The organism is Collinsella aerofaciens (genome assembly GCF_027679495.1).
GTDB lineage: Bacteria > Actinomycetota > Coriobacteriia > Coriobacteriales > Coriobacteriaceae > Collinsella > Collinsella aerofaciens_AK.
On record NZ_JAQEKC010000001.1, the window covers coordinates 131755 to 158331 of the forward strand.

General features: G+C 59.8%; 28 protein-coding genes and 1 tRNA gene. 25 read left to right on the top strand and 4 right to left on the bottom strand.

The genetic code is table 11. The annotated features are described in order from the left end of the window. The first annotated feature begins 10 nt into the window (after positions 1–10). The 13 genes from tmk to PGW49_RS00740 all read left to right on the top strand — a co-directional run bounded on the left by tmk (position 11) and on the right by PGW49_RS00740 (position 13859). On the top strand, positions 11–694 hold the full coding sequence (tmk, locus tag PGW49_RS00680) for a dTMP kinase (RefSeq protein WP_195624872.1): 684 nt from the start codon (positions 11–13) through the stop codon (positions 692–694). A gap of 1 nt (position 695) precedes the next feature. Then, positions 696–1823: a DNA polymerase III subunit gene (locus tag PGW49_RS00685; protein WP_270224993.1), complete on the top strand. Its 1128-nt coding sequence runs from the start codon at positions 696–698 to the stop codon at positions 1821–1823. After that, positions 1814–3508, top strand: a complete 1695-nt coding sequence (locus tag PGW49_RS00690; RefSeq protein ID WP_270224995.1) for a PSP1 domain-containing protein — start codon at positions 1814–1816, stop codon at positions 3506–3508. The genes PGW49_RS00685 and PGW49_RS00690 overlap by 10 nt, the downstream gene beginning before the upstream one ends. A 102-nt stretch (positions 3509–3610) precedes the next feature. Beyond that, positions 3611–4417, top strand: coding sequence for a ComF family protein (locus PGW49_RS00695; protein WP_270224996.1), 807 nt, complete (start codon positions 3611–3613; stop codon positions 4415–4417). 10 nt (positions 4418–4427) lie between these two features. Then, complete coding sequence (locus tag PGW49_RS00700) at positions 4428–5537, top strand: hypothetical protein (protein WP_270224997.1); 1110 nt, start codon at positions 4428–4430, stop codon at positions 5535–5537. A 732-nt stretch (positions 5538–6269) separates the two neighbouring features. After that, entirely contained in the window at positions 6270–7295 is a 1026-nt protein-coding gene (locus tag PGW49_RS00705; RefSeq protein ID WP_270225054.1) for a substrate-binding periplasmic protein, read from the top strand. A gap of 317 nt (positions 7296–7612) precedes the next feature. Then, on the top strand, positions 7613–8197 hold the full coding sequence (hpf, locus tag PGW49_RS00710; RefSeq protein ID WP_117746081.1) for a ribosome hibernation-promoting factor, HPF/YfiA family: 585 nt from the start codon (positions 7613–7615) through the stop codon (positions 8195–8197). Between the two features lie 79 nt (positions 8198–8276). Then, positions 8277–9230: a DegV family protein gene (locus PGW49_RS00715; protein WP_270224999.1), complete on the top strand. Its 954-nt coding sequence runs from the start codon at positions 8277–8279 to the stop codon at positions 9228–9230. A gap of 97 nt (positions 9231–9327) precedes the next feature. After that, on the top strand, positions 9328–10407 hold the full coding sequence (locus tag PGW49_RS00720) for an NAD(P)-dependent oxidoreductase (protein ID WP_270225001.1): 1080 nt from the start codon (positions 9328–9330) through the stop codon (positions 10405–10407). A 5-nt stretch (positions 10408–10412) separates the two neighbouring features. Next, positions 10413–10841 carry a hypothetical protein gene (locus PGW49_RS00725; RefSeq protein WP_055310425.1) on the top strand — a complete coding sequence of 143 codons (429 nt, stop codon included), beginning with the start codon at positions 10413–10415 and terminating at the stop codon, positions 10839–10841. 15 nt (positions 10842–10856) lie between these two features. Next, entirely contained in the window at positions 10857–11555 is a 699-nt protein-coding gene (locus tag PGW49_RS00730) for a HEAT repeat domain-containing protein (protein WP_270225002.1), read from the top strand. A gap of 6 nt (positions 11556–11561) precedes the next feature. After that, the gene (locus PGW49_RS00735; RefSeq protein WP_270225004.1) at positions 11562–12647 is read left to right on the top strand and encodes an isocitrate/isopropylmalate dehydrogenase family protein; all 1086 of its coding nucleotides are present in this window, start codon (positions 11562–11564) and stop codon (positions 12645–12647) included. A 126-nt stretch (positions 12648–12773) separates the two neighbouring features. Next, positions 12774–13859, top strand: a complete 1086-nt coding sequence (locus tag PGW49_RS00740) for a hypothetical protein (RefSeq protein WP_270225006.1) — start codon at positions 12774–12776, stop codon at positions 13857–13859. A 111-nt stretch (positions 13860–13970) separates the two neighbouring features. On the opposite strand, the gene PGW49_RS00745 is transcribed toward PGW49_RS00740, so the two are convergent. After that, positions 13971–14207, bottom strand: coding sequence for a helix-turn-helix domain-containing protein (locus PGW49_RS00745; protein ID WP_215674969.1), 237 nt, complete (start codon positions 14205–14207; stop codon positions 13971–13973). 9 nt (positions 14208–14216) lie between these two features. After that, positions 14217–14855: a DUF2975 domain-containing protein gene (locus PGW49_RS00750; RefSeq protein ID WP_270225007.1), complete on the bottom strand. Its 639-nt coding sequence runs from the start codon at positions 14853–14855 to the stop codon at positions 14217–14219. Positions 14856–15558: 703 nt separating this feature from the next. Here PGW49_RS00750 and PGW49_RS00755 point away from each other — a divergent pair. From PGW49_RS00755 to nagA, 8 genes are all read left to right on the top strand, one after another. Then, positions 15559–16002 carry a PTS sugar transporter subunit IIA gene (locus tag PGW49_RS00755; protein WP_022094613.1) on the top strand — a complete coding sequence of 148 codons (444 nt, stop codon included), beginning with the start codon at positions 15559–15561 and terminating at the stop codon, positions 16000–16002. Continuing rightward, on the top strand, positions 16002–16283 hold the full coding sequence (gene yajC, locus PGW49_RS00760; protein WP_022094612.1) for a preprotein translocase subunit YajC: 282 nt from the start codon (positions 16002–16004) through the stop codon (positions 16281–16283). The genes PGW49_RS00755 and yajC overlap by 1 nt, the downstream gene beginning before the upstream one ends. A gap of 36 nt (positions 16284–16319) precedes the next feature. Next, on the top strand, positions 16320–16802 hold the full coding sequence (agaV, locus tag PGW49_RS00765; protein ID WP_022094611.1) for a PTS N-acetylgalactosamine transporter subunit IIB: 483 nt from the start codon (positions 16320–16322) through the stop codon (positions 16800–16802). A 90-nt stretch (positions 16803–16892) separates the two neighbouring features. Beyond that, the gene (locus tag PGW49_RS00770) at positions 16893–17693 is read left to right on the top strand and encodes a PTS mannose/fructose/sorbose/N-acetylgalactosamine transporter subunit IIC (RefSeq protein WP_022094610.1); all 801 of its coding nucleotides are present in this window, start codon (positions 16893–16895) and stop codon (positions 17691–17693) included. Further along, complete coding sequence (locus tag PGW49_RS00775) at positions 17683–18765, top strand: PTS system mannose/fructose/sorbose family transporter subunit IID (protein ID WP_055251210.1); 1083 nt, start codon at positions 17683–17685, stop codon at positions 18763–18765. Before PGW49_RS00770 ends, PGW49_RS00775 begins: the two co-directional genes overlap by 11 nt. A 185-nt stretch (positions 18766–18950) precedes the next feature. Then, positions 18951–19682: a GntR family transcriptional regulator gene (locus PGW49_RS00780; RefSeq protein WP_022094608.1), complete on the top strand. Its 732-nt coding sequence runs from the start codon at positions 18951–18953 to the stop codon at positions 19680–19682. A gap of 114 nt (positions 19683–19796) precedes the next feature. Further along, positions 19797–20963, top strand: coding sequence for an AgaS family sugar isomerase (locus tag PGW49_RS00785; RefSeq protein ID WP_270225011.1), 1167 nt, complete (start codon positions 19797–19799; stop codon positions 20961–20963). A gap of 117 nt (positions 20964–21080) precedes the next feature. Further along, positions 21081–22250, top strand: a complete 1170-nt coding sequence (gene nagA, locus PGW49_RS00790) for an N-acetylglucosamine-6-phosphate deacetylase (protein WP_270225012.1) — start codon at positions 21081–21083, stop codon at positions 22248–22250. Between the two features lie 75 nt (positions 22251–22325). Here the strand turns inward: nagA and PGW49_RS00795 are convergent, their stop codons facing one another. Then, positions 22326–22910, bottom strand: coding sequence for a flavodoxin domain-containing protein (locus PGW49_RS00795; RefSeq protein WP_240128869.1), 585 nt, complete (start codon positions 22908–22910; stop codon positions 22326–22328). Between the two features lie 156 nt (positions 22911–23066). On the opposite strand from PGW49_RS00795, the gene PGW49_RS00800 reads away from it, so the two are divergent. The 3 genes from PGW49_RS00800 to PGW49_RS00810 all read left to right on the top strand — a co-directional run bounded on the left by PGW49_RS00800 (position 23067) and on the right by PGW49_RS00810 (position 25614). Continuing rightward, the gene (locus PGW49_RS00800; protein ID WP_270225014.1) at positions 23067–23948 is read left to right on the top strand and encodes an aldose 1-epimerase family protein; all 882 of its coding nucleotides are present in this window, start codon (positions 23067–23069) and stop codon (positions 23946–23948) included. 59 nt (positions 23949–24007) lie between these two features. Continuing rightward, a complete protein-coding gene (locus PGW49_RS00805) occupies positions 24008–24943 on the top strand; it encodes a hexose kinase (protein ID WP_118334259.1) in 936 nt (311 codons plus the stop codon). A 197-nt stretch (positions 24944–25140) separates the two neighbouring features. Beyond that, entirely contained in the window at positions 25141–25614 is a 474-nt protein-coding gene (locus PGW49_RS00810; protein WP_117772916.1) for a NanQ anomerase/TabA/YiaL family protein, read from the top strand. Positions 25615–25822: 208 nt separating this feature from the next. Here PGW49_RS00810 and PGW49_RS00815 read toward each other — a convergent pair. Next, positions 25823–25898, bottom strand: a tRNA-Thr gene (locus PGW49_RS00815). A 157-nt stretch (positions 25899–26055) separates the two neighbouring features. On the opposite strand from PGW49_RS00815, the gene PGW49_RS00820 reads away from it, so the two are divergent. After that, positions 26056–26535, top strand: a complete 480-nt coding sequence (locus PGW49_RS00820; RefSeq protein ID WP_270225016.1) for a PTS sugar transporter subunit IIB — start codon at positions 26056–26058, stop codon at positions 26533–26535. The last annotated feature ends 42 nt before the right edge of the window (positions 26536–26577 follow it).

Below are 26577 nucleotides of genomic sequence, written 5' to 3' on the forward strand. Positions count from 1 at the left end.
GGCTGCGCCCATGGCTTTTGAGCCCGCTCAACATAGCTTTATCACGCTCGAGGGCGTCGATGGCGCCGGCAAGTCCACGCAGGCGCGCCTGCTTGCCCGCGCGCTCGAACTCGCTGGCTACCAGGTTGTGAGCCTGCGCGAGCCGGGCGGTACCGCCATCAGCGAAAAGATCCGTGCTCTGCTGCTCGACCCCGCCAATACGACGATGGGAGACACCTGCGAGTTGTTGCTCTACGAGGCCGCGCGCGCCCAGCTGGTGCACGAGGTCATCGCGCCTGCCCTTACTGACGGCAAGGTGGTCCTGTGCGACCGCTTCTACGATTCCACAACTTGCTATCAGGCGTTTGCCGATGGCCTCGATCGCCAGATAGTACGCGATGCCAACAACCTGGCCGTCGCGGGGACGCACCCGGCGCTCACGCTCGTCTATCACATCACGCCCGAGCAGGCGGCGCTGCGCATGGCAGCCCGTGGCGCGGCAGATCGCATGGAGGCTAAGGGCATGGCCTTCCAAGAGCGTGTCTACCAGGGATTTTGCGCCATCGCCGCCGAGGAACCAAACCGCGTAAAGCTCATCGACGCGACCGCGTCCATCGAGGACGTCTTCGCGCGGACGGTCGAGCAGGTTCGCGTCTACGGCCTCGACATTTCCCAGGACGCCGTCACCGCCGCGCTTGCCCAGGAGGCCGAGTAACATGGCCCCCGCTCAGACAAGCCTGCTGGCCAAGCTTGACACCCAACAGCGCGTGCGCGACTTTTTGACCAATGCCGTCGCCAGCGGTCGCGCATCGCACGCCTACCTGTTTTTGGGCGCGCCCGGCGCGGGCAAGCTCGACGCCGCGTGGGCGCTCGCCCAAGCCTTCCTGTGCGAGCAGGATGGCTGCGGCTCATGCGATAGCTGCGTGCGCGTCGCCCGCCATACGCACCCCGACGTGCACTATTACACGCCCGAGAGCGCCACGGGCTACCTCATCGCCCAGACCCGCGAGCTGCTCGACGACGTTCCGCTGGCGCCCATCCGTGCCAAGGCCAAGGTCTACATCATCGACCGTGCCGAGCAACTGCGCGCCAACACCGCCAACGCACTGCTTAAAACACTCGAGGAGCCGCCCGAGGGCGTTATGTTCATCCTGCTGGGCACCTCGGCAGACGTGATGTTGCCCACCATCGTGAGCCGCTGCCAGTGCGTGCCGTTTCGGCTGGTATCGCCCGTCGTCGCCGCGCAGGCCGTGAGCCGCGCCACCGGTCAGGACCCTGCGCGTTGCCGCATGGCCGTCGCCGTAGCGGGAAGCCCCACGCGTGGCATCGAGTTCCTCAAGAGCGCCGAGCGCCAGGACGCCCGCCGTCAGATGGTTCGCGCCATCGATTCGCTTATCGCCGCCGACGAGGCCGACGTGCTCAGCCGCGCCAAGTCACTCATCGTCGCCGTTAAGGCGCCGCTCGCCGAGGTCAAGTCCACGCAGGAAAAGGTGCTCGAGCAAAACGCCGATTACCTGTCGCGTGGAGCATTGAAGCAGCTTGAGGACCGCAACAAGCGCGAACTCAACGCGCGCGAGCGTTCGGGTATCATGGAAGCGCTGGCGAGCGCGCGGACGCTCATGCGCGACGTGCTGCTGACGCTTCAGGATGAGGCGGCCGACGTCGTGAACGAGGATGTGCGCGACACGATCGGTCGGCTTGCCGCCGCGACCAATGTTGCGGGCGCCACCCGGGCGCTCGAGGCGGTCGCAACCGCCGAGCGCAACATCGCCAGAAACGTTACTCCCCAGCTGGCCATCGAGGTCATGCTGTTCGATATCAGGAAGGCACTGAAATGCCGTTAGTCGTACCCGTTAAGTTTACCTACGCCTCGCGCGACCTGTGGTTCGATCCGCAGGATCTGGATATCCTCGAGGCCGATTATGCCATTTGCTCCACCGAGCGCGGAACCGAGATCGGCCTGGTCACGGCCGATCCCTTTGAGGTGCCGCAAGACGAGATCGGTCAGCCGCTCAAGCCCGTGCTGCGCGTGGCGAGCGACATCGACCTGCAGCTTGCCGACGACCTGGCCATTCAGGGCGACGAGGCCATGGTCGACTTCCGCCGCCTGGTCAAGGAGCTCGACCTCGAGATGAAGCCGGTGGGCGTTGAGTACCTGTTTGGCGGCGAGAAGGCCGTGTTCTACTTTGCGGCCGAGGAGCGCGTCGATTTTCGCCAGCTCGTCAAGGACCTGTCCTCGACGCTGCACATTCGCGTCGACATGCGCCAGATCGGCGTGCGCGACGAGACCCGCCTGGTGGGTGGCTACGCCCAGTGCGGACAGGAGCTCTGCTGCACGCGCTTTGGCGGACAGTTTGAACCCGTCTCGATTCGCATGGCAAAAGAGCAGGACCTGCCGCTCAACTCGTCCAAGATCAGCGGCGTGTGCGGCCGCCTGATGTGCTGCCTGCGTTATGAGTTCGAGGCGTACAAGGACTTTAAGAGCCGTGCGCCCAAAAAGAAGACGCTCATCGATACGCCGCTCGGCAAGGCGCGTATTCAGGAATATGACACGCCGCGTGAGCAGCTGGTGCTGCGCCTGGAGAACGGCAAGGTTTTTAAGGTCAACCTAGCCGATATGACGTGCTCGGAGGGCTGCAAAAAGAAGGCTGCCGAGCAGGGCTGCAATTGCCGCCCCGACTGCGTGACGCGTGACGTGCTCGAGCGCATCGAGTCGCCCGAGATGCGCCTGGCGCTCATGGAGCTCGACCGCGAGAACGGCGTCGACGTGGGCGATGGCCTGTCGAGCGCCGACCGTCTTGCCGGCACGTCGATGCCCAAGCGCCGTCGTCGCGATGCCGAATCCGATGCTCGCGCTGCTCAGAGCCAGGGCGAGGGCCGTGGCCGCGGAAAGGGCCGTGGTAAGGCCGAGACACCCGAGGCCGAGGAGGCCGCCGGTGGCCGTCGTCGTCGCAAGCGCGCGGCGTCCGTCGACAATGGCGAGACCGCGGGCAAGAACGCTTCCCGCGAGCGCGAGGTTCAGCAGCCCCAGCAGCAAAACCGCGGCGGTGGCATGAATCCCACGCGCCGTCGTCGCCGTCACCTGTCGAGCGAGGAGCGCGAGGACGTCTTCCGCGCCGCAGCTGCTCGCGAGGCCGGTGCCGCTCCCAAGGGCGTCTCGGCCTCCGATGCGCCTGCCGACAAGGCTGGCAAGCCGCGTGGCGAGGAGGAGCGCGCGCCACGTCCGCGCCGTCGCCATTCCTCGGGCACGCAGCAGAAGCCCTCGGTTCCTTCCGTGGCCGATCAGGTTTCGGATGGCGAAGTCAAGGTCACGCGCCGTCGTCCCGGAGATGGCGGGGGAGCGGCTGCCAAGGCTTCGCGTGGCGCGGCTCGCGACGAGCGCGAGCCGCGCGAGGATCGCGGTGGCGAGGGCTCGGCCGACCAGGGTCAAAAGCGCCGTCGCCGTCGCCGTTCCCGCAAGCCGCGCCAGAATGGTGGCGAGGGCTCGACCCCGTCTTCGTCTGCACCACAACCGCCCGCCGGCGAATAACGCCCGCGAGCGGATTTAGCCCGCCTTGCCCCGAGCACATCGGGGTATCATAGCGCCGAATCAACAACCCTCCCTGCGACCGAACGTAGGGAGGGTTGTGTCTTGAAGAGCCATCTGAACATATTGAGCTGTCTGCAGGGTGCCGGTACCCTACCGTTTGCGGACGAATTACTACCGTTTGCCGAGCGGGTGGCACGCGAGGCGCTCGAGGCATTGTCGCCAACACGATGTGCCGGCTGCGAGCGCGCCGGTACGCTTATTTGCCAAGACTGCCTGGCTGCGCTCACGCTCATCGACCCACGTCATAGCTGCACCCGATGCGGCGCCCCGTTTGGGGATTTGCTGTGCACTGAGTGTTCGGTCGAGGGCACGTCCTCGGCAATGGCGGAGGCGCTCGACCGCTGCCTGGCGTGCGCCGTCTATGCGCATCCGCTGCCGCGCATCATTAAAGCGTACAAGGATGCGGGCGAGCGACGTCTGGCTCCGTATCTGGCGGAGCTGCTCTACGACACCGCCCTGCATGCCCAGGTCGTAGCGCCCGATCGCTACGGAGGCGTGCTGTCCGGTGCGGATGCTGTGGTGTTTGTGCCTGCGACGGCGGCAGCGTTTCGGCGGCGTGGTTTTGATCATATGGAGGCTATCGCGCGCCCATTTTGCGAGCTGTCGGGTGTTCCCCTGCTCGATGCTCTCGTCAAGTACGGGCATGGCGACCAGCGCGAACTCGGTCGTGAGGAGCGCCGCGAGCGTGCCCAAGGCATGTACGAGACGGTTGAGGACGTGCACGGCCGCCGCTTGCTGCTTATCGATGACGTTATCACCACGGGCGCGACGATGGCCGCGGCTTCGGCGGAACTCAAGCGCGCCGGCGCTGCGGCAGTCGATGGCCTTGCTATCGCACGCGTTTGGTAGGGGTGGTTTTGTGGCAGTAAAGATTGAGCGGTGCAACGAGCCGACAGGCGAACAGCTAGCGGCTTCCGTAATCCTAACAGGCGCCTCGGCGCTACGCATGATGCGCGCCGAGCGCCGGCAGATGGGCTACATAAGCTGGAGGGACCTCAATCCCGATGAAGAGCGCCATGTGCTGCGCACGTCGTCGCCCTCGACCGAGGACATCTATCTTCCCGACTTGGTGCGGATTGGGGCCGCAAGCAGCGAGGTGCAAGAGGATTTGTGCTTGCTGGTAAGGTCTGCAGCGCAGCGCCGCCGCATTCTTGGCGTGAGCTGGTCCGTATGCTCCGGGTTGCCTGCCGGCTCGATTCTAGAGGTGGAACCGGGGGTGTACAGTCTATCTCCCGAGGCCCTTTGTGTTGTCGTCGCCCGCGAGGTCGGCTGCATCCAGGCATTTGCCCTGGCTCAGGAGCTGTGCTCTAAGATTTCACTGAGTGACCGCGGGAAGTATCTGCCTCCCTACACCTCGCCTGTCGTGAACAAATTGGCAAAGGACAAAGACCAGCCGCCAGATGTCGGTTACTTTGAGGTCGAGTCCGTGCTGACACCCGATTGCATGGTAGATTACCTCGCGGCATGCAAGGGGAATGTGGCCAAACAGCTGCTGCGCCTGTGTCCCTACCTGTCAGAAAATCTGCGCTCGCCCATGGAGTGCATCATGCTCGCTCTGTTTTCGCTTCCGTTTTCCTATGGCGGATTTGCCTGCGGTCCCTTTAAGACCGACTACAAGATCGAGTTCGATGACCGTGCGCAGGCAGTCTCGGGGATGCCGCATGCAGTTTGCGATGCGTATCAGGAAGCAGCCCAGTTTGACCTGGAATACAACGGTGAGCTGGGCCATTCCTCCCGGAGGGGACGTATCCATGATGAAAAACGCAACACGGGCTTGATTACTATGGGAATCGAGGTCGCGACGGTCAATAACGAGATGCTCTGCGACATGGAAGCAATGGAGGCGCTCGCATGGCGCATGCACCAGCGTATGCGAAAGCGGTACCGGAATCGTGTCGATGCCCGCAGGAAAAAGCAAGAGGCGCTGCTTAACACGCTGCGGGCGTGTTTTGGGCTTAAACCCGCCTAACAATGCTCTGAAACAGGGGGTTGGATATATGCTCTGGCCAAAATATAGCAAATATGAGTACTGCTACAAATTCAGTAACAGCAAAATCAGGGATTTTGGGACTGGAAGAGGGCGTAAATTAGAAAGTTATTAAACAAATGTGGAATATCCTGGCATCAATCTGACGTTATAGAGCGTGAAAACAGCTTGCAGAGCCAAAAACTCCTGCTACTAAATTGGTAACAGTACTCATATTTGCTATTTTTTGGCCACGGCGCCCTAAGACGGGTGTGTTGGGGCTTTCCATAGGGGAGCGACGGGCTCAATCAGAGCACGTGCGGTCCGTCCTGACCTGCGAAATCTGTACTCGCGATGCGAATAACGCCCCTAACCTTAAACTTTAGCTTGAACTTAGCTATAATGCGCTACGTTCCTGCCAGGCTGTGGTTGCGGACGGACGAAATGCCCGTCCTAGTCCAAGACAGACGCGGTCAAAGGGATCCACGTAAGCGACCGCGTGCGCGCGGCGCGATCATGGCGCGTCCTAGATGTAAGCCGCACCGTCCGTTCGACTTTCTTTGGGGCAATACCGCCTCGCGGGCGAGCGGGCCAGTCGTGAAGGTGGCTGCGGCCTCCCGAGCAAACACCCCGGTGCGCAAGTGTGGGGTCAAATACCAGGTCAGCTGGTGGGAACAACCTGATATTCCGTGCAACGCACGGATCGTATACGACACAGAAGGTAGGGTAGTGGACATGGTGAGGGGCAGCTTGATGCACGCGGCTCGGTTAGGTGCTGGGACCGCAGCGGTCATCGCCGTTTTGGGCCTGAGCGGATGTGCGTTCAACCCGCTGTCTGCGTTCACGACTCCCACGATCGACCAGATCGAGTACGAGACCGTCACGCCGGCGGTGTCGGACGACGCCCTGGTCACTCCCGGAACCCTGACGGTCGCCCTCGATACTTCCGATGCGCCGCAGGCCATGCAGGACGCCGACGGCGAGCTCACGGGGTATGCGGTTGACGCCGCCCGCGCCCTCGCAAGCCGCATGGGCCTTAAGGTCTCCTTTGTCGATGCGTCTTCGGCAGGTTCCGCGCTCGGCGACAAAAAGGCCGATATCTTTATCGGCGAGATTAGCTCCACGGACGGGGACATTAGCTCGCTCGGCACCTGCCTGTACGATGCCACTTCCGTGTTCGGTAAAACTAGCGATGGTGGGTCGCTAAGCGTTTCCACCGATACCCTTAACACGTCCACCCTGGGCGTTCAGATGTCCTCGGCCTCGCAGGAGGCGCTTGCTAAGCAGAACATTACCGCCAACCAAAAGACCTACTCCAACATCAACGAGTGCTTTGAGGCGCTCGAGTCCGGCGAGGTCGACTATGTGATCTGCGACTCCACGGCCGGCGGCTACCTTGCACGCCTGATGAGCGAGGTCTCCTATGTCGGTGCGCTCGAGGCGCCCTCGACGCTTGGTGTTGCGGGCCTCTCGTCCAATGACGAACTGTGCCGTGCCGTGAGCGATGCCCTCGACGACATCACGGTCGACGGTACGCTCGAGGCGGTCCACTCTGTCTGGTATGGCACGATGCCCTACGACCTCACCACTAAGACGGTTTCGGGCGCTAACGTGCAGCCGGGCGACTCTGAGTCCAGTGAGGCCACGTCCTCCGGCAGCGAGTCCTCCGATTCCAACAATGAGACCGCATCCTCCGAGGACAACTCGTCCAGCCAGGAAGGCACCATCACCGACGACGACATTAACAAGCTCAATAGCTAGTTATTGCTAGGGGTGGCGTCTCCTATGCGCTAAGAGAGACGCCTCTTCACGGTTTCAACACGCATTGCCGGGCTTTCCCAACAGGGGAGCCCGGCTTTTTCGTTTCCGTAAAACCAGCAGGTCAAAGACATTTTTTAGGTGCAAAACCAAAGTCGCCGTCGCCCTCCTATAGCGCACTTTGCCACAGAAAAGTGCGAGACTTCGGTATGCGGTATCAAGCAATCGTTATTCGGGTCTTTGGGAATCCGCGTGATTAAATGCACGGCAATGGGTACATAGCCAGTACAGTAAGTCCCCGAGGCAGATTGGAGCCACGTATGGATATCAAGGTTTCTGGACGCAAGACGACGGTAACCGATGCTCTGCGTGCGCATGTGGATGAGAAGATCGGCGAGGCGCTCAAGGTTTTCGATATCGAGCCCATGACGGTCGACGTTGTACTTCGCTATGAGAAGAACCCCTCGAACCCCAACCCGGCAATCGTCGAGGTTACGGTTCGTGTCCGCGGTTCGGTGATTCGCGTTGCCGAGCACGGTGCAGATATGTACGCTGCAATCGACCTCTCCGCCGATAAGGTCACCCGCCAGCTGCGCAAGTTCAAGACCAAGGTCGTGGACAACCGCCAGGGTGGTGCCAGTGCCGCGGATGTCGCGCCGGTCGAGCGCGTTGAGGATCTGGCCGACCTGCTGCTGCCCGAGGAGGACGACGACCTGCTCGTCCGCGAGAAGGTCATCGATGTCACCCCGATGACCGAGGAGCAGGCGCTGGTGCAGACCGATTTGCTGGGCCACGACTTCTACGTGTTCGAGAACGCGACGACCGGTCTCATCAATGTGGTGTATCACCGTAAGAATGGTGGATATGGCATCATCAAGCCCCGCATCGAAACACTTGACGAGTAAAATACGTTAACTTGCATGAGTTAACGGTTGGCGGCCATCCCATGCGGGTGGCCGCCTTTTTACGTAAGGAGTCGCTTTGATGGACAAGGCCGCATCCGCCGGTCATTCGAACCGTTGCCGCATCGTCGTCGATACCTGCTGCGACTTTAGCCCCGAGGTCGCCGCGAACCTCGATGTCGATATCCTGGGTTTCCCTTTCATTATCGATGGCGAGGAGCGCACAGACGACATCTGGTCGAGCATGAGCCCTAAGGAGTTCTACGACCGCATGCGCGCCGGTGCCCGCGTGTCCACCTCGGCTGTGTCGCTCGGTCGCTATATCGAGTTTTTTACCGAGTGCGCCAAAGAGGGCACGCCCACGGTCTACCTGTGCTTTACCTCGGCGCTGTCGTCGAGCTACAACTCCGCGTGCCAGGCGGCAGATGTCGTGCGCGCCGAGTATCCCAACTTTGAGCTCTACGTGGTCGACAACGCTCTGCCCTGCGCGACCGGTGCGCTCTTGGCGCTCGAGGCCGTGCGCCAGCGTTCGGCGGGACTGACCGCCAAGCAGCTGGTCGATTGGGCAAACGAGGCAAAGACCTACGTGCACGGCTACTTTACGCTCGAGAGCTTCGACGCACTGGCTGCCGGCGGCCGCATTCCTCCCGCGGCGGCGCAGCTCACGGCAAAGCTCGACGTCAAGCCCGAGCTCTCCTACGACCTGGCCGGCTCGCTGTCGCTGATCGGCGTCAACCGCGGCCGCAAGAAGGCGCTCAAGTCCATCCTCAAGTCGTTCCGCGAGAACTACGTGCCCGACCGCACCATGCCCATCGCCATCATGACGGCCGATGCCGAAAAGGACGGCGACTGGCTCGAAGCCGCCATCCGCAAGGAGGAGGGCTGCGCCGACGTTACGATCATTCGCAGCTCCGTGGGTCCCACCATTGGCTCGCACGTGGGCCCCGGCATGGTGGCCTGCGCGTTTTGGGGTAAGAACCGCGCCGACAAGGCGTCGCTTTCCGACCGCATCGCGCGCCGTGTGCGCGGTCAGTAGGCAAGCGCTGCGGCCGTAATCGATCCCAACTACAGCCCAAACGCTGGCACCGAGTATTCAACCTGGTAATAACACCCAACCCAAAAGGAAAGGTTTCATGGCAAACAAGCTCTCTGTCGCATTTATCGGCACCGGAATTATGGGTGCCCCCATCGCCGGCCACATTCTGGACGCCGGCTATTCCGTCACGGTCAACAACCGCACCAAGTCCAAGGCCGCCGCGCTTATCGAGCACGGTGCCGTTTGGGCCGATACGCCGGCCGATGCCGCGGCTAACGCCGATGTCGTCTTTACCATGGTGGGCTATCCCTCCGAGGTCGAGGAGCTCTACCTGGCGGGCGACGGCCTGCTCGCGTGCACTAAGCCCGGCGCGGTCCTGATCGACCTCACCACGAGCTCGCCCGAGCTCGCCCGTGACATTGCCGAGGCCGCCCAGGTTTCTGGTCGCATGGCGTTTGACTGCCCCGTCACCGGCGGCGAGTCGGGTGCTATCGCCGGCACGCTCACGGCTATCGTGGGCGCCACCGAGAACGACATCGCGCCGGTCCGCGATATCCTTTCCACCTTTGCGGCCAACATCTGCTGCTTCGACGGCGCCGGCAAGGGCCAGGCTGCCAAGCTCGCCAACCAGGTGTCACTGGGCGCCTGCATGGTCGGCATGGCAGACGCCATGGCATTTGCCGAGCTGAGCGGCCTTGACCTGGAGAAGACCCGCCAGATGATCCTGGGCGGTACCGGCAAGTCCGGCGCCATGGAGAGCCTGGCGCCCAAGGCGCTCGACGGCGACTACAAGCCCGGCTTTATGGTTGAGCACTTCATTAAGGACCTGCGCTTGGCACTCGCCTATGCCGACGACCGCGAGCTTGCGCTGCCCGGCGCCGACGTGGCCTTTACGCTCTACGACATGCTCGACGCCATCGGTGGTGCCAAGCTGGGCACCCAGGCCATCACGGTCCTCTATAAGGAGGAGGCCGACGCCATCGCCGCCGGTCTGGACTGGTCGCAGTATCGTCCCGAGGAGCATGGCGCTCACGAGGACGGCTGCGGTTGCGGCGAGCACGGCGACGACCATGAGTGCGGTTGTGGCCACCACCATGGCGAGGACCACGAGTGCTGCGGCGGCCACGGCCATGACGACGGCCATGAGTGCTGCTGCGGCCACCATCACGGGGAGTAGCGCCCATGAGCTGGACGTTCGTGGTACTAGCGCTGGTGCTCTTTCTCTTTGCGATCTACATTGGCTTTTTGTGCGGCCAGTGGGCGTGCGAAAAGCGCGTGATCACCAAGCGCGACTACTGGATTGCCAATTTTGCAGGAGCGGCGGCAGTCGTCCTACTGACCTGGGTGTTCTCGCTGTTCCCGCTGGTGCAGTTTGCGCCGATCGGCTGGCTCGGCGGCTTTATCGCCGGTCTTAAGATGAGCTTTGGCGAGTCCGTCGGCCCGTGGCGCAAGCACGACGAGGTCTTTAACGTCAACAAGGCTCACCGCGCCGCCGCCGACGCGGGCGATGCCGAGGAGCGTCGCCGCGCACGCCGCAATGGCGCGGCCGACCGACAGCTCATCTCGGTCACCGATGACAGCAAGGGTGCTGGCAAGCACGCTAAGAAATAGTAAGAAGAGGTAACTATGGCAGAAAACAAGGAAGAACAGCTCACCGACGAGGAGCTGGCACAGCTTCAGCTGGCAGAGGAGAACGAGAACGCCGTCGACCGTCTGGTCCAGGAGCTCGGCTGCCCCACGCGCCGCATCCGCCAGTTTGCCGCCCGCGTGCTGCACCTGCTTGCCGAGCGCGATCCGCAGCGCGTCGTGCCCTGCGTGCCCGCGTTGATCGAGGCACTCGACCGCCCCGAGGCGCAGACCCGCTGGGAGGCCCTCGATGCCCTGACGGCGCTCGCCACCACCTGCCCTGAGCAGCTGGGCGATGCCTTTGAGGGCGCCGAGACTGCACTGTTCGACGAAATCTCCTCCACGCTGCGCTATGCCGCCTTCCGCCTGCTGTGCGTGTGGGGTGCCACGAGTGTCGAGCGTTCGCGCGAGGCTTGGCCCATCCTGGACGAGGCCATCCAGTGCTACCACGGCGACCTTGAGTATCGCGACATGCTCGGTTGCCTGTACGAGTTTTGCCAGGGCGAGATCGACGCCGAGGTTGCCGAGAAGCTTGCGCTGCGCCTTAAGTTCGATGCCGAGAACGGTAAGGGCAGCTATCTCAAGGCCCGTTCGAGCGAGATTTGCGAAATGCTTGTTAAACGTTTTGGCCTGGATCTCTCCAAAAAGAAGAAGCGTGCTAGCGTTAAAAAATCTGAGGCCGCCGAAGACGAGGAGTAACAGATTATGGCGCACGATGTAGTCCTGATTCCCGGTGACGGTATCGGTCCCGAGATTACGCAGGCCATGCGCCGCGTGGTCGAGGCCACCGGTGTCCAGATCAATTGGAACGTCCAAGAGGCCGGTGCCGGCGTCATGGACGAGTTTGGCACGCCACTGCCTCAGCACGTGCTCGATGCGGTCGCCGAGACCAAGGTTGCTATCAAGGGCCCCATCACCACGCCGGTCGGTACGGGTTTCCGCAGCGTCAATGTGGCCCTGCGCAAGCACTTCGACCTGTACGCCTGCGTGCGCCCCTGCCTGTCGCAGCCGGGCGACGGCTCGCGCTTCCGCGACGTCGACCTGGTCATCGTGCGCGAGAACACCGAGGACCTCTACGCCGGCATCGAGTTCGATGAGGGCGCTGCCGAGGTCGAGGAGCTCTCGCAGCTTGTCGAGCGTTCGGGCCAAAAGACCTTCGCCGCCGATTCCGCGATCTCGATCAAGCCGATCTCCATCGCCAAGAGCCGCCGCATTGTGGAGTATGCCTTTGAGTATGCCCGCCGCTGCGGCCGCAAAAAGGTGACGGCCGTGCATAAGGCCAACATCATGAAGGCGACCGACGGCCTGTTCCTGCGCGTAGCGCGCGAGGTGGCCTCCAACTATCCCGATATCGAGTTCAACGACAAGATCGTCGACGCCACCTGCATGGGCCTGGTCCAGAACCCCAACGACTTCGATGTCTTGGTGCTGCCCAACCTGTACGGCGACATTGTGAGTGATCTGTGCGCCGGCCTGGTTGGTGGCTTGGGTATGGCTCCGGGTTCCAACATCGGTGCCGATTGCGCCATCTTTGAGGCAACGCACGGCTCCGCGCCCGATATCGCCGGTCAGGATATCGCCAACCCCACGGCCGAGATCCTCTCTGCTGCGATGATGCTCGATCACCTGGGCGAGACCGATGCTGCCAATCGCATTCGTGCCGCCGTCTCCGCCACGCTCGACGAGGGCGAGCAGGTTACCGGTGACGTGCGTCGTGCCCAGACCGGCTCCGTTGAGGGCGCGGTGGGCACGCAGGCCTTTGCCGATGCCGTTATTGCGCACCTGGCCTAAGGTATGCACGCTGCAAACGCCTAAATAGTACTTAAGTGTTTGCGTATAACCTAAGAATCAATACGCCCGGCGCTCTGTCGGGCGTATTCTATTGAGGACTATGTTTCCTAACAAGGAGTAACTGATATGGGTCTGATTCAAAAGAAGGACGAGAAGGACGAGATCGACGGCATCCAGATCATCGAGCGCGGCGAAGGCCCCGACGGTGATGAGGACGAGAAGATCGACCTGGTCGCCGGCACGTCTGCCGAACATATCGCCGCCGGCACGACTGCCGAGGAGGAGGACGCTCGCCTGGAGGCAAAGATCGCCGCCGACGCCGCCGACGAGAACCTTATGCCCGAGGAGCAGGACGAGGACGACGACTCCGACGCGAACGACCGCGCATCCAAGCACAAGAAGACGATGATTGCCGCCTTTGTGGTCGCCATCGTGATCGCTGCGGTGGTCGGCTTCTTTATTGGCAATGGCGGTTTTGGCGGCAAGGGCGTCGGCTCGGCGACCCTGACCGAGGATCAGCTCGATTCGACCGTGGCAAGCTATAGCTACAACGGCAAGAAGAGCGACATCACCGCGCGTGAGGCCATCGAGAGCCAATACAGCCTCGATACTGTCAAGGACGACGACGGCAACTACACCGCTCCGTCTGCCGACGTTATCCTGTCCTACGTGCGCAACCAGATTCTGCTGGACGCTGCCGAGGACGAGGGCATTACCGTCTCTTCCAAGGAAATGAAGCAGTACGCCGAGGAGTCCATCGGCACCTCCGACTACAAGACCATGGCCACGCAGTACGGCGTGTCCAAGGACCAGGCCAAGCAGATCGTCCGTCAGTCCGCGACGCTGCAGAAGCTCTACAAGAAGAAGGTGGGCGACAGCTCCGCAAGCATGCCGACCGCCCCGACCGAGCCTGCTGACGGCAACGAGGAGACCGCGAGCAAGGACTACGCCGACTACATCATCAACCTTGCCGGCGATGAGTGGGATAGCTCAAAGGGCACCTGGAAGGACGCCGATAGCACCTATGCTAAGGCTTTCGCCGACGATGCCTTTACGGCCGATAGCGCTACCTATAAGCAGGCCATGACCGCCTACTACACTGCTTATCAGCAGTACTCCTCGCAGGCTTCGAGCGCCAGCTCCAAGTGGACCGAGTACGCCAACGGCCTCTACGCCAAGGCCAATATCAGCATCTACGGCCTGTTTGCGTAAGGGCTGCCCGAGCCACCGAGTGCGTAGCCAAAAAGTCTGATAAGCCCGCTAGAACGGATGTTGTTCTAGCGGGCTATTTGCGTTTAGGCGCTGGTGGCTAAATTATGCCTATCAATCTTTAAGTCCAAAAAGGTTATCGGCTTCATCGTCAGGCATATATTCCAGTACATCGCCCGGTTGGCAGTCGAGTGCCCGGCATATCGCGTCAAGAGTTGAAAAACGTATGGCAGAAACCTTGCCCGTCTTAATGCGTGACATATTGACCTGGGAGATGCCCACGCGTCCCGCAAGCTCTTTGGATGAGATCTTGCGTTCGGCGAGCATGCGGTCAAGCCGCAGAATAATCATGGATTCCCCCTAGAGCAACTCGTCATCTTGTTTTTGCAGGATATACCCGTAGCGGAAGATGCTGGCAATCAGGCAAATAATCAGGCCCGCAAAGAGCATGGAGGGCTCGAATAACTGGCCGGCGAACGCATCCGTAAAGCTGCCGCCAAATCCTAAGAGTATCATTCCCGTGATTACGGCACCAAGAAGCCTCACGGCAACGCCGCCGATAAGGAATAAATGTCCTACTCGACGAAGTGTCTGGTTACATTCAAGGTCAAAGGGCCTGCCTTCCTTTTCAATGTTTAAGAAAAGCCTGCGCACGCTTAGCGCGATGGTAAGCGCGAGGCATGTCATCAAGAGGCTCCCTATGGCAGTGTGACCATCGTGTGCGACGAGCATAAGTGGGGTCTGCGCATCGGTACCGACGATAGCCAGGCACGGCCCTTCGCCGCCTTGAAGTTCTACGGATTGGAGACACGACCCTTGGGAGAGGCTAGGCAATACGAGTAGAAGGTCAATCGCAATGACTGCGAGAAGTCCCAGAGCGAGCGCCACGGTGGTGCAGATTGTGGCCCATTTGCAGATGCGAGTGAGCTTCCTCAGATCGGCTATTGCCTGTTCACGGTCGATGGCTTCATTCGATTTGGATACGTTCCAGCGGATCATAGCTCCTCCAACCAATGTCTTGGATGATACTTGTATCTTATATCATATTTAATGATAAACGATAAACAATTACAGATTAGAGTAAGTAATGTTTGTGAGACGAATAGCGAGAGCTATGGCTCATTTTGGGTGTCGGAGTTTGGCGCGCGGGGGATGAGGACAAATGTCAAAACTTCCCTTGATCGCGCAAGCGCTCCATTGTGTTTCCCTAATTCATCTGGGAAAACGACTGCAAACGATTGCAAGTAACCGGTGAACGGTCGAAAACTACCGTTCACCGATAATCTCAAAACTGGTTCTAACTGGTATTAAGTCAAAAAGACCAATTCACATATCTTCACAATGACCTGCAATTTTTCTACACGCTATTTTTAGCCGCCCTGCGTTGTTTAGACACAGGAAAAGATCCGATCTTTTGCCAAAGCATTTCGGAACGGTTTCAAAACCGCAGGTAGAAGTGTTAACGACCGGTAAACGGTCGATTTATCACCGTGAGCGGTGCAAAAACGTTTTACCGTATGAATCAACGAAAGCGACCTCTTCTGGGGTGATATAGTGACAACAACACGTCACGTGGTTACTACCAGTTTAGAAACCACTGGTCTTCAAAGTACGCTTTCTAAGAAGCTTTAAGGGCGAGCGCCCGCTGGCTTCCGAAAATCATCGGACTCAGATCGTACACACCTTCGGAAGGGAAATTTGAATGGTTGGCTTTATTCTTACCGGTCATGGACAGTTCGCACCCGGCCTCGCAAGCGCTATCGCTATGGTTGCTGGCGACCAGCCCGCTTTTACCGTCGTTCCTTTTGAGGGCGACCAGGCTGCTTCCTACGGTGAGGATCTCCGCGCCGCTATTACCGCCATGCGCGAGGAGTGCGATGGCGTGCTCGTCTTTACCGACCTGCTTGGTGGCACCCCGTTCAACCAGGCGATGATGATTGCCCAGGATGTCGACAACGTCGAGGTTCTGACCGGCACCAACCTTCCCATGGTTATTGAGCTTCTGTTCCTCCGCGGCAACGCCACGCTCGCCGAGCTTGGCGAGCAGGCCGTGACCGTTGGCCAGACGGGCATCACCGCCCAGACGGTCGCATCCGTTGCCGGCTCCGACGAAGAGGATATCTTCGGCGACGAGGACGGCATCTAATGGCCGATTTCGGAGCCAACGTCCTGAGCTCCTCGGTCGCCCTTTTAGGCCTGCTTGTCATCATGGGCTTGATTTACACCATCTGGTCGCAAATCAACATGAAGAAGAAGCAGAAGTACTTCAAGGAGCTGCACACCGAGCTCAAGCCGGGTCAAGAGGTTCTTTTCGCCGGCGGTATCTACGGAACCGTCAAAGGCATCGAAGGCGAGAAGGTCCAGATCAAAGTCCGATCCGGAGCCGTCGTAGATGTTTCGCGTTACGCGATTCAGGAGATCAAGTAACTGTCGTCAGCAAATAACGAAAGGAAGCTGATCAACATGGCAGAACCCAACATTCTTCTTACCCGCATCGATAACCGACTGGTTCATGGTCAGGTTGCCACCCAGTGGAACTCCACCCTGGGCTCCAACCTCATCCTCGTCGCCAACGACGACGTGGCGTCCAACACCATGCGCCAGAACCTCATGAAGATGGCCGCTCCCGCCGGCGTCGCTACGCGTTTCTTCTCTCTGCAGAAGACCATCGACGTCATTGGCAAGGCGAGCCCGCGCCAGAAGATCTTCATCGTGGCCGAAACACCGGAAGACGTGCTTACGCTCGTCAAGGGCGGTGTGCCTATAAAGAAGGTAAACATCGGCAACATGCACATGTCGGAAGGAAAGCGCCAAGTCGCCACCTCCGTCGCAGTTAACGACGAGGATGTCGCTGCGTTTAAAGAGCTGCAGGAATTGGGGGTGGAGTTGGAGATCAGGCGCGTTCCGAGCACGCCTGTTGAGGACACGAGCAAGCTCTTCTCGTAATCCTCGTGATCCACGTTGTCAGGAGTGAAACCCTGACGTTCTGTACGTGAAATCCAAAGTGCGTACATACATTTTGAAAGGAGGAGCAAGATGGAATACTCGATCATCCAGATCGCTCTGGTCTTCGTCGTCACGTTCATCGCGGCAATCGACCAGTTTGACTTCCTCGAGTCTCTCTATCAGCCCATCGTCACCGGCGCCGTCATCGGTCTTATCCTTGGCGACCTCAACACCGGTCTTCTCGTGGGTGGTACCTATCAGCTCATGACGATCGGCAACATGCCGATCGGAGGCGCTCAGCCGCCTAACGCCGTCATCGGCGGCATCATGGCAGCCATTCTCGCTATCGCCACGGGCCTCGAGCCCAACGCGGCAGTCGGTCTCGCCATTCCGTTCGCTCTGCTTGGCCAGCTCGGCGTTACCCTGGTCTTCACGCTTATGTCCCCGCTTATGTCCACGGCCGATAACATGGCTCACAACGCGGACACCAAGGGCATCGAGCGCCTGAACTACTTCGCCATGGCTCTGCTCGGCCTGATCTTCGCTGTCGTCGTCACCCTGTTCTTCATCGCTGGCGCTACCATTGGTCAGACCATCGCTTCCGCCATCCCGACTTGGCTGCAGACCGGTCTGTCCGCTGCAGGCGGCATGATGCGCTTCGTCGGCTTCGCCGTCCTGCTCAAGGTTATGATGAACCGCGATATGTGGGGCTTCTTCCTCATGGGCTTTGGCCTCGCGCTCATCACCGTTGCCAACGATTCGCTGGCAACCCCTGCTCTGCTCATCCTCGCTCTCATCGGCTTCGGCATCGCTTTCTGGGACTTCCAGCAGCAGACCGAGCTGAAGGGTGCAGCTGTTTCTGACGGAGGTGACTTCGAAGATGGCATCTAATGAGTATGTGATCCCGGAGCACTACGAGGATCTCACTCCTGCTCCGCAGCTCGACCAGAAGACCCTCAACAAGATGGCTTGGCGCTCCTGCTTCCTGCAGGCATCGTTCAACTACGAGCGCATGCAGGCCGCTGGCTGGCTCTACTCCATCATCCCCGGTCTGGAGAAGATCCACACCAACAAGAACGACCTCGCGGCTTCCATGAGCCACAACCTGGAGTTCTTCAACACCCACCCGTTCCTTGTCACCTTTGTTATGGGCATCGTGCTTTCGCTCGAGCAGAACAAGGTTGACATCCCCACGATCCGCGCCGTCCGCGTCGCCGCAATGGGCCCGCTCGGTGGTATCGGTGACGCCCTGTTCTGGCTGACGCTCGTGCCTATCACGGCCGGCATCACCTCCAACATGGCCATCAACGGCAACGCCGCTGCACCGATCATCTTCCTGGTGATCTTCAACGTCGTCCAGTTCGCTCTGCGCTTCTGGCTCATGAACTGGTCCTACAAGCTTGGCACCAGCGCTATTGACGCTCTGACCGCCAACATGCAGGCCTTCACGCGTGCCGCTTCCATCATGGGCGTCTTCGTCGTCGGTTGCCTGGTCGTCACCATGGGTGGCACCCAGATCAACCTCCAGATCCCCAACGGCACCACCCGTGGTCTCTCCGCTACTACCGTGATCGTCTCCGAGAAGGAGGCCGAGAACTTCACCGGTATGGAGGGCATCGATACCGAGACCGCTGAGGCCGGTACCATCGCCATGACCGATAAGGACGGCAACGCCCTTACCGCTTCCGATGCCGACGGCAACGCTGTCGAGTGCGGCGTCACCGATCTGGGTAACGGCATGGAGTCCGTGACCTACGGCACCGTTACCGAGGATCCGGTCAACTTCTCTGTTGCCGACACCCTCAACACCATCGTCCCGAAGCTCGTCCCGCTTATGCTTACGCTGCTGCTTTACTACATGTTCGCTAAGCACAGCTGGACCCCGACCAAGGGCATTCTCCTGCTCTTCGTCCTTGGCATCCTGGGCGCTGGCCCGCTTGGTCTCTGGCCGAGCATCTGGTAAGGCTCTAGCTTGAGGGGTGTGTCCCTACGCGGCTCACACCCCGACCCCTTAAGCCATGTGTATGTTAAAAGCCGCGTGCTCGAAAGAGCGCGCGGCTTTTGTTTTCTTAATGATTCGGGTGTGGCAGACAGATAATGCATAACACCCTAGGTAGTTAGCCGAAATCGAGCAAAAGGGAGGATAGGATGGCGATCGGAGCGCGTAAGCAACCGCTGTACGATCAGCTGGTCGATATTCTGACCGAAAAGATTGACCATGAATATCGCGCCGGTGACATGATTCCTTCCGAGCGCGAACTTTCGGAGCGCTATGGTCTCTCGCGCACTACGGTACGCCTGGCTCTGCAGGAACTGGAGCGTTTAGGACTGGTGGTTCGGCAGCACGGTCGCGGTACCTTTGTGACCGACCGTTCGGCAAAAGCAACCAATCTTATGCAGTCCTACAGCTTTACCGAGCAGATGCGCGCGATGGGTCGAGAACCCGAGACCACGATTCTCGAGTTTTGCGAGATGGAGGCCGATAAGAATCTGGCCGAGCATATGGGATTGCGCATCGGTGATCGCATTTTTAAGCTCAAGCGCCTTCGCTCTGCCGACAACATGCCCATGATGGTCGAACGCAGCTATCTACCGGTTCGTCAATTTCTGTCCCTAAAGCGACCGCTGCTGGAGCGTAAGCCGCTTTACGATGTGATTGAGCAGGACTTTCAGCAAAAGATTCGCGTGGCCGAAGAGGAGTTCTATGCGAGCATAGCCCGTCCCACCGATGCCCACCTTTTGGGAATTGTCGAGGGCTCGCCTGTGCTCGATTTGGTCAGGACTACGTATAACGAGTCAAACGAGGTAGTGGAGTACACACTCTCGGTTGCTCGTGCCGATCAGTTTAAATACAAGGTTTACCACCAGCGCAGTAACTAGTGCTCGCATCGTTTCCATATGGTGATTCTTTGCATTTAACTGGTTACTACCAGATAACCAACCGAAGTGTATAATTGCACGTCAGAGGATTACTTCTAGAGAGAGGTATTAGAAATGTTCGAGAAGAGTGTCGAGGAGCTCACCGAGCTCGGCGCCCAGATCACCACGGCCGAGATTGCTCAGCAGCCCGAGCTTTGGCGTGATACGCTCAGCATCTATCGCGAGAACAAGGAGGCCATCGAGGCCTTCCTGGCCGAGGCTCGCGCTATGGGCGAGGGTCGTCTGTCCGTTGTCTTCACCGGTGCCGGTACGTCCGACTACGTTGGCGATACCTGCGCCCCGTACCTGCGTCACGCTGGCAACACTGATCTCTACGACTTTAAGCCCATCGCCACGACCGACATCGTGAGCGCCCCGCGCGACTTCCTGCGCGCCGAGGATCCCACGCTCGTGGTTTCCTTTGCCCGCTCTGGCAACAGCCCCGAGAGCCTTGCCGCCGTTGCCGTTGCCAAGGAGCTCGTCCACAACGTCAAGTTCCTCAACATCACCTGCGCTCCCGAGGGCAAGCTTGCCGTCGAGTCTGCCGATGATCCCAATGCGCTGACGCTGCTCATTCCGCGCGCCAACGACAAGGGCTTCGCCATGACCGGTTCTTATTCCTGCATGACCCTGCTCTCCACCCTTATTTTCGACACTGCCTCTGACGAGCAGAAGGCCGAGTGGGTCGAGACGATTGCCAAGATGGGCGAGGAGGTCATCTCCCGTGAGCCCGAGATCGCCGATTACCTGGCTGGCGATTTCAACCGCGTGACCTACTTGGGTTCTGGCTCCTTCGGTGGCCTTGCTCAGGAGAGCCAGCTCAAGATCCTCGAGCTCGCTCACGGTCTGGTCGCTACTTCCTACGACACCTCCATGGGCTATCGTCACGGACCTAAGTCCTTCGTCGACGATAAGACGCTCGTCTTCGTGTTCGTCAACAACGACGCCTACACCCGTCAGTACGATATCGACATCCTCAACGAGATCGGCGGCGACGAGATCGCTCAGCACACCGTCGCCGTTCAGCAGGAAGGTGCTACCGTCTATGAGGGTGAGTCCTTCACCTTTAAGGGCTACGAAGCGCTTCCCGAGGGCTACCTTGCCCTGCCGTTCGTGATGTTTGCCCAGGCTATCAGCCTGCTCAACACCGTCCGCGTGGGCAACACGCCCGATACGCCGAGCCCCACCGGCACGGTCAACCGCGTGGTTAAGGGCGTGACGATTCACCCCTTCACCGCTTAATCGCGTCCCCCTGTAAGGGCGCCCGTCCGCTCATAACGGCGGGCGGGCGCTTTTTGTTTTACGTGAGCTGGGTATAAGCATTACCACAGTCAACTGCTTTAGAAGCGAGGAGTGCATATGAGCACGTACGCAATTAAGGCTGACAAGTTCTTCTTGCCGGCAGGCCCGCAACTGGGCGGCTATCTTATGGTCGAGGATGGCGTTTTTGGCGCCTGGCAGGCCGACAAGCCCTCTTGCGAGATCAAGGACTACACGGGATCGTGGATCGCACCGGGTATGGTCGATACTCACATCCATGGCTTCTACAACCATTCAACTACCGATAACGATCCCGAGGGCATCGATATCAGCTCAACCGAGCTCGCCCGTCGCGGTACCACCAGCTGGCTGCCCACGACGTTCACCGATGGCATCGAACAGATCAAGGACGCCTGCGCTGCTATCGCCAAGGCGGACGAGGGCCGCGGCCCCGACTTCTGCGGTGCCCGCATTCAGGGCATCTACCTGGAGGGCCCCTTCTTTACCATGAAGCACGTGGGCGCGCAGAACCCCGCTTACCTGATTGACCCCTCCGAGGAGGTTTTCGACCAGTGGCAGGAGGCTGCGGGCGGTCGCATCGTTAAGAGCGCCATGGCCGCCGAGCGCGACGGTGCCGCTGCTTATGCGGCTGCTCTGAACGCCAAGGGCGTGGTGACCAGCATCGGTCACTCCGACGCCACCTACGATGAATGCATCGCCGCTATCAATGCCGGTGCCAGCTGCTTTACGCATACCTATAACGGCCAGCGCGGTCTGCATCACCGTGAGCCCGGTGTCGTGGGCGCTGCCATGTCCACGCCCGAGACCTACGCCGAGATCATCTGTGACGGCAAGCACGTAAACCCTGCCGCCATCAAGGCACTGCTGCAGGCAAAGGGCTGGCAGCACACGGTGCTCATCACCGACTGCCTGGGCTGCGGCGGCATGCCCGAGGGCAGCTACACCAGTGGTGGCATGGACGTCATCATGAAGGACAACCTGTGCTGGCTCGCCGACGGCAAAAGCATTGCCGGCTCGGTGCTCACGCTTGCCCAGGGCGTCAAGAACATTGTCGATTGGGGCATCGCCAGCGCTGATATCGCCATTCGCATGGCAACCGAGGTGCCGGCTCGCTCTGCGCACATCGAGGATAAGTGCGGCAGCATCATGCCAGGTCGCGACGCCGACTTTGTCGTGTTCGACCATGAGCTCACCCTCGTCGAGACGTATGTTGGCGGCCAGAGCGTCGGCAACGCCTTTACCGATTAACGATAGAAAAAGACGGCGGGCCCGAATCTGCTCGGACCCGCCGTATGGGTTAAACGCTCAAAAGCACCTTAACAGTTACAGCTTGTTAACGATCTTCTTTGCCGTGCGCTTGACGCCGGCCACAAGACCCCCCGCGGGATGCTCCTTTTCGTATGCTAGACGCTTCTCGCGCTTGGCGTACTCTTCGACGATGATGTCGCCATACTCGTCTTCGATCTTGTCGAAGAAGTCGACGGCGCCCTTAATTTCCTCAGCGGTCGGGTGTCCCTTCTGGACGCCGCCGGTGAGTTTGAACGGCCCCCACGTATCAAAGCCGGGGCAGCCGTAGACACCCATAAAGATGGCCTGCCTCATGCGGCAGATGCCATCGATATCCTTGCCGTACCACTTGTTTTTGCCACCGTAGGTCATAAGGCCAAACACCTTGTCCTGCGGCTGCAGCACGTTCGTGAGCACGCGCGCCATATCTTTGTCGATCTCGGAGTAATAAATGCCCGTGGCGACGCCGATCAGATGGTATTCGTGCAGGTCGGGGTACTCGTTTTTACCGAGTGACTTCACGTCGAGGGTATCGATTTCGGGGTGTGCCTCAACGATGGCGTCCACGAGCTTTTTCGTATTGCCGTGGTGGCGTGAGGCATAAAGGATGATGGTTCGCATAAGAAGGCCTTTCAGCTGTAATTGCATCAATGTCTGTATGGTACCCCGTTGCATGCCTGGGAAACCGGACGCATCGATGAACGTGCGGGTTTGTCCTTTGGTCAGGGCCGAGACGGGTTCTTGCGAGCAAAAAGCAGTTGTTCGAAAGGATGGACAATGGAATACGCTCTCTCCAACGATTCGATTTCTATTAAGGTGTCCACGGCCGGTGGTTCGTTTACCTCGATTGAGGCCGGAGGTCGCGAGTACTTGTGGCAGGGCGATCCCGCAGTGTGGTCCGGTCAGGCGCCGGTCTGCTTTCCGATTTGCGGAGGCTTGCGCGATAACAGCGCCATGACGTTTGCCGGACATCATGTGAAGCTCGCCCGCCATGGGTTTGCGCGCAAACAGGAGTGGAAGCTGCTGAGCCAAGGCGAAAACGAGCTGGTGATGTGCCTGGCTTCGGAGAATAACGCCGCGCTGCTGAGCGATTATCCGTATCCGTTTAAGCTTGTCGCTCGTTATACGCTCGAGGACGCTGCTGTGCGCGTCTCCTATGAGGTGACCAACGAGGGAACCGAGGACATGCCGTTCTTTATCGGCGGTCATCCCGGCTTTAGGTGTCCGCTCGATGAGGGCGAGGCCTATACGGACTACGAGTTGCGCTTTGAGAAGGACGAGGCTGCGGAGCTCTGCACCGCTGTCCCTTCGACTGGCTTGATTGACGTTGCCAACCGCTCCAAGAACCCCATGGTGGGAAAGACACTGCCTCTGTCGCATGAGCTCTTCGATTTTGCGGAGACCATCTTTGACGTGCTCGAGAGCCGTCAGGTCACGCTTTCCAAAAAGGGCGAGGACAAGGGCGTCCGCCTGAGCTTTGAGGGCTTCCCATATCTCATTGTGTGGAGCAAGCCCGAGGGCGATTTTGTGGCGGTTGAGCCCTGGGGCGGCCTTTCGACCTGCTCCGATGAGGACGACGTGCTTGAGCATAAGCGCGGCTGCCTTGTCGCCAAGCCCAAGGAGACCGTCGTTCGCTCGTTCACGATTGAGATTCTGTAATTCCGTTTTGTCGACTCGTATCGCGAGGCACAAGGAGCCTGCGAGATAAGGAGCTAAAAATGATCCTCACCGTTACGATGAACCCGTCTGTCGATACGCGCTATCAGCTCGATGAGCTCATTATCGACGACGTTAACCGTGTGACGCCCGAAAAGACCGCTGGCGGCAAGGGCCTCAACGTGGCCCGTGTGCTGGGTCAGCTGGGCGACGACGTTGTGGCAACAGGTCTGCTCGGCGGCCACATGGGCGCCTACATGGCTGAGCTCATGGACGCCAACGGTATTAACAACGACTTTGTGCCCATCAAGGGCGAGACTCGAATTTGCCTCAACATTCTCCACGCCGGCAACCAGACCGAGCTGCTCGAGAGCGGCCCGACAATTGCCCCCGAGGAGCTCGATGCCTTTACCGCCAAGTTTACCGAGCTTGCAGGTAAGGCCGACGTCGTCACCATCTCGGGTTCGCTGCCCCGCGGCGTCGAGGCGGACTACTACGCCAAGATCACGGGCATTGCCGAGAACGCCGGAGCCAAGGTGCTGCTCGATACCTCGGGTGCCTCGCTCGAGGCTGCGCTCAAGTCCGAGGTTAAGCCCGAGCTGGTCAAGCCTAACCTGACCGAGATCAACGGCCTTCTGGGCACGAGCTTTACCACCGACGATGTGGACGAGCTCCGCGCCGCGCTCGCTTCTGACGCCCGCTTCTCCGATATCCCCTGGGTCGTCGTATCCATGGGCGCTGCCGGCTCCGTTGGTTTCCATAACGGCCGTGCGTTCCGCGCCAAGACCCCCGATATCCCCGCCGTTAACGCTACGGGCTCTGGCGATTCGACCATTGCCGGCTTCGCACATGCGATTGCTGCCGGAGCCGACGACGAGACGGTGCTGCGTACCGCCAACACCTGCGGCAAGCTCAATGCCATGGATCCCATGACTGGCCACTTGGTTATGGATCGTTGGGACGAGGTTTACAACGGCGTTGTCGTGACCGAGCTGTAGGAGCTTGTGCTGCGGCCCCGGCATCGGTTGCCAGCTCATGTCGACGACAAGTGCAGTAGCATTATGCCGGGGCGCGACGCCGACACTGTCGTGTTCAATCCCGACCTTACCCTGGTCGAGACGCATGTGGGTGGCAACAGCGTCGGTAATGCGTTTGCCGAGTAGCCGCCAAAGAAACGATCCGAGAGGGGATTTAGATGATTTACGGTGCATTGGGCGATATCGAGGAGTACCGTGGAATGCTCAAGGGCCTCGACGTGCTGATCGACTGGCTCGAGGAGAACGATCCGGCGAAGCTCGAGGTCGGCAGCCATCCGATTCTGGGCGACAAGGTCTTTGCGAACGTCATGGCTCCCACGACGCGTCCCGAAGCCGAGGCTCACTATGAGACGCATCAGCGCTATCACGACCTGCAGATCGACGTCGAGGGTCGCGAGGCCTTTAAGGTTGCCACGGGCAGCCTGACGCTGGTTCAGGAGTTTGACGAGAAGGACGACTACGATCTGGTCGATTCCGACGCCTCGATCGCCGGCGATCTTGCTGACGACAAGTTTGCGCTGTTTGTTGCCGGCGAGCCTCACATGCCCACGCTCGAGTTCCAGGGCGATGGCGCGCAGCCGGTCAAGAAGATTTGCTTTAAGCTGCTTGCAGATGCTTACTGGGAGGAGTAGCGCGCTGCTCGGCTGAGCTGTTCGTGTTGCGAGCGTTATCCCTTGGGGGAGCTCGCTTGGGCCCCGCTGAACGCGGTTCCTTTGGGGATTGCGGTTGGCGGGGCTTTTGTTGAGTAGGAGAGTTTCCGGCGGCGTTGTGCTTGGATTGGCGGAAGCGCGCCCGAAATCAGCAACAAAAAAGCCGCCCGAAGGCGGCTATCTTGTGCAATGGAGCCAGCGACCGGGCTCGAACCGGTGACCCCCGCTTTACGAGAGCGGTGCTCTACCAACTGAGCTACGCTGGCGGCCATGTGATGGCGCAACTGAGGCGTCAACGGCTGTCTATGATACGGGACATCGCAAATCCGCGCAAGTGTTCTGACGGCTTTTCTCACTTTAAATGCACTAATATTGGAGACGCGATGTCTTGCTCTTACGGGTCTCAAACAGAATGGGGCAGCGATGACTCAACCCAAGATTCTTCTCGCACGCATCGACGACCGTTTCATTTACGGACAAGACGTTGAGCTGTGGAACGAAGCCGTGGGTTCCAACCTTGTCCTAATCGTCAACGATGAGATCGCGGCAGATTCGCGCCAATGGGCACCCATGAGGGTGGCGGCGCCAGAAGGCGTTTGGACGCGGTTTTTCTCGGTGCAAAGGACCATCGACGTCATTCATACCGCAACGCCTCGCCAATTGATTCTGATCATGGTGGCCTCACCCTCCGATGCGCTCGCGCTGGTTAAGGGCGGTGTGCCGATCACCAAGATCAGCATTGGTCATATGCAGGCAGGGGAAGGCAAACGCTCTGTAACGCCCGCGGTCGCCATAGACGATGCGGACATCGCCGCCCTCAAAGAGCTGCAAAAGCTCGGCATAGAACTAGAAATCCGCTATCTCCCCAGCTCCAATCCTGACCCCATCCAGCTAGTCATTTAAGAACGTCCCCAATGACTAGGCAGCAAAACGCCCGTCGGCAGT

Bases quoted from the DNA above. Each gene is read 5' to 3' on its own strand.
- PGW49_RS00810 (WP_117772916.1), top strand. From the start codon at position 25,141: ATGATTTACGGTGCATTGGGCGATATCGAGGAGTACCGTGGAATGCTC.
- PGW49_RS00690 (WP_270224995.1), top strand. From the start codon at position 1,814: ATGCCGTTAGTCGTACCCGTTAAGTTTACCTACGCCTCGCGCGACCTG.
- PGW49_RS00805 (WP_118334259.1), top strand. From the start codon at position 24,008: ATGATCCTCACCGTTACGATGAACCCGTCTGTCGATACGCGCTATCAG.
- PGW49_RS00820 (WP_270225016.1), top strand. From the start codon at position 26,056: ATGACTCAACCCAAGATTCTTCTCGCACGCATCGACGACCGTTTCATT.
- nagA (WP_270225012.1), top strand. From the start codon at position 21,081: ATGAGCACGTACGCAATTAAGGCTGACAAGTTCTTCTTGCCGGCAGGC.
- agaV (WP_022094611.1), top strand. From the start codon at position 16,320: ATGGCAGAACCCAACATTCTTCTTACCCGCATCGATAACCGACTGGTT.
- PGW49_RS00800 (WP_270225014.1), top strand. From the start codon at position 23,067: ATGGAATACGCTCTCTCCAACGATTCGATTTCTATTAAGGTGTCCACG.
- PGW49_RS00705 (WP_270225054.1), top strand. From the start codon at position 6,270: ATGGTGAGGGGCAGCTTGATGCACGCGGCTCGGTTAGGTGCTGGGACC.
- PGW49_RS00740 (WP_270225006.1), top strand. From the start codon at position 12,774: ATGGGTCTGATTCAAAAGAAGGACGAGAAGGACGAGATCGACGGCATC.
- PGW49_RS00770 (WP_022094610.1), top strand. From the start codon at position 16,893: ATGGAATACTCGATCATCCAGATCGCTCTGGTCTTCGTCGTCACGTTC.
- PGW49_RS00685 (WP_270224993.1), top strand. From the start codon at position 696: ATGGCCCCCGCTCAGACAAGCCTGCTGGCCAAGCTTGACACCCAACAG.
- tmk (WP_195624872.1), top strand. From the start codon at position 11: ATGGCTTTTGAGCCCGCTCAACATAGCTTTATCACGCTCGAGGGCGTC.
- PGW49_RS00735 (WP_270225004.1), top strand. From the start codon at position 11,562: ATGGCGCACGATGTAGTCCTGATTCCCGGTGACGGTATCGGTCCCGAG.
- PGW49_RS00715 (WP_270224999.1), top strand. From the start codon at position 8,277: ATGGACAAGGCCGCATCCGCCGGTCATTCGAACCGTTGCCGCATCGTC.
- PGW49_RS00785 (WP_270225011.1), top strand. From the start codon at position 19,797: ATGTTCGAGAAGAGTGTCGAGGAGCTCACCGAGCTCGGCGCCCAGATC.
- PGW49_RS00725 (WP_055310425.1), top strand. From the start codon at position 10,413: ATGAGCTGGACGTTCGTGGTACTAGCGCTGGTGCTCTTTCTCTTTGCG.
- PGW49_RS00780 (WP_022094608.1), top strand. From the start codon at position 18,951: ATGGCGATCGGAGCGCGTAAGCAACCGCTGTACGATCAGCTGGTCGAT.
- PGW49_RS00720 (WP_270225001.1), top strand. From the start codon at position 9,328: ATGGCAAACAAGCTCTCTGTCGCATTTATCGGCACCGGAATTATGGGT.
- PGW49_RS00750 (WP_270225007.1), bottom strand. From the start codon at position 14,855: ATGATCCGCTGGAACGTATCCAAATCGAATGAAGCCATCGACCGTGAA.
- PGW49_RS00795 (WP_240128869.1), bottom strand. From the start codon at position 22,910: ATGCGAACCATCATCCTTTATGCCTCACGCCACCACGGCAATACGAAA.
- PGW49_RS00745 (WP_215674969.1), bottom strand. From the start codon at position 14,207: ATGATTATTCTGCGGCTTGACCGCATGCTCGCCGAACGCAAGATCTCA.
- PGW49_RS00775 (WP_055251210.1), top strand. From the start codon at position 17,683: ATGGCATCTAATGAGTATGTGATCCCGGAGCACTACGAGGATCTCACT.
- PGW49_RS00755 (WP_022094613.1), top strand. From the start codon at position 15,559: ATGGTTGGCTTTATTCTTACCGGTCATGGACAGTTCGCACCCGGCCTC.
- yajC (WP_022094612.1), top strand. From the start codon at position 16,002: ATGGCCGATTTCGGAGCCAACGTCCTGAGCTCCTCGGTCGCCCTTTTA.
- PGW49_RS00730 (WP_270225002.1), top strand. From the start codon at position 10,857: ATGGCAGAAAACAAGGAAGAACAGCTCACCGACGAGGAGCTGGCACAG.
- hpf (WP_117746081.1), top strand. From the start codon at position 7,613: ATGGATATCAAGGTTTCTGGACGCAAGACGACGGTAACCGATGCTCTG.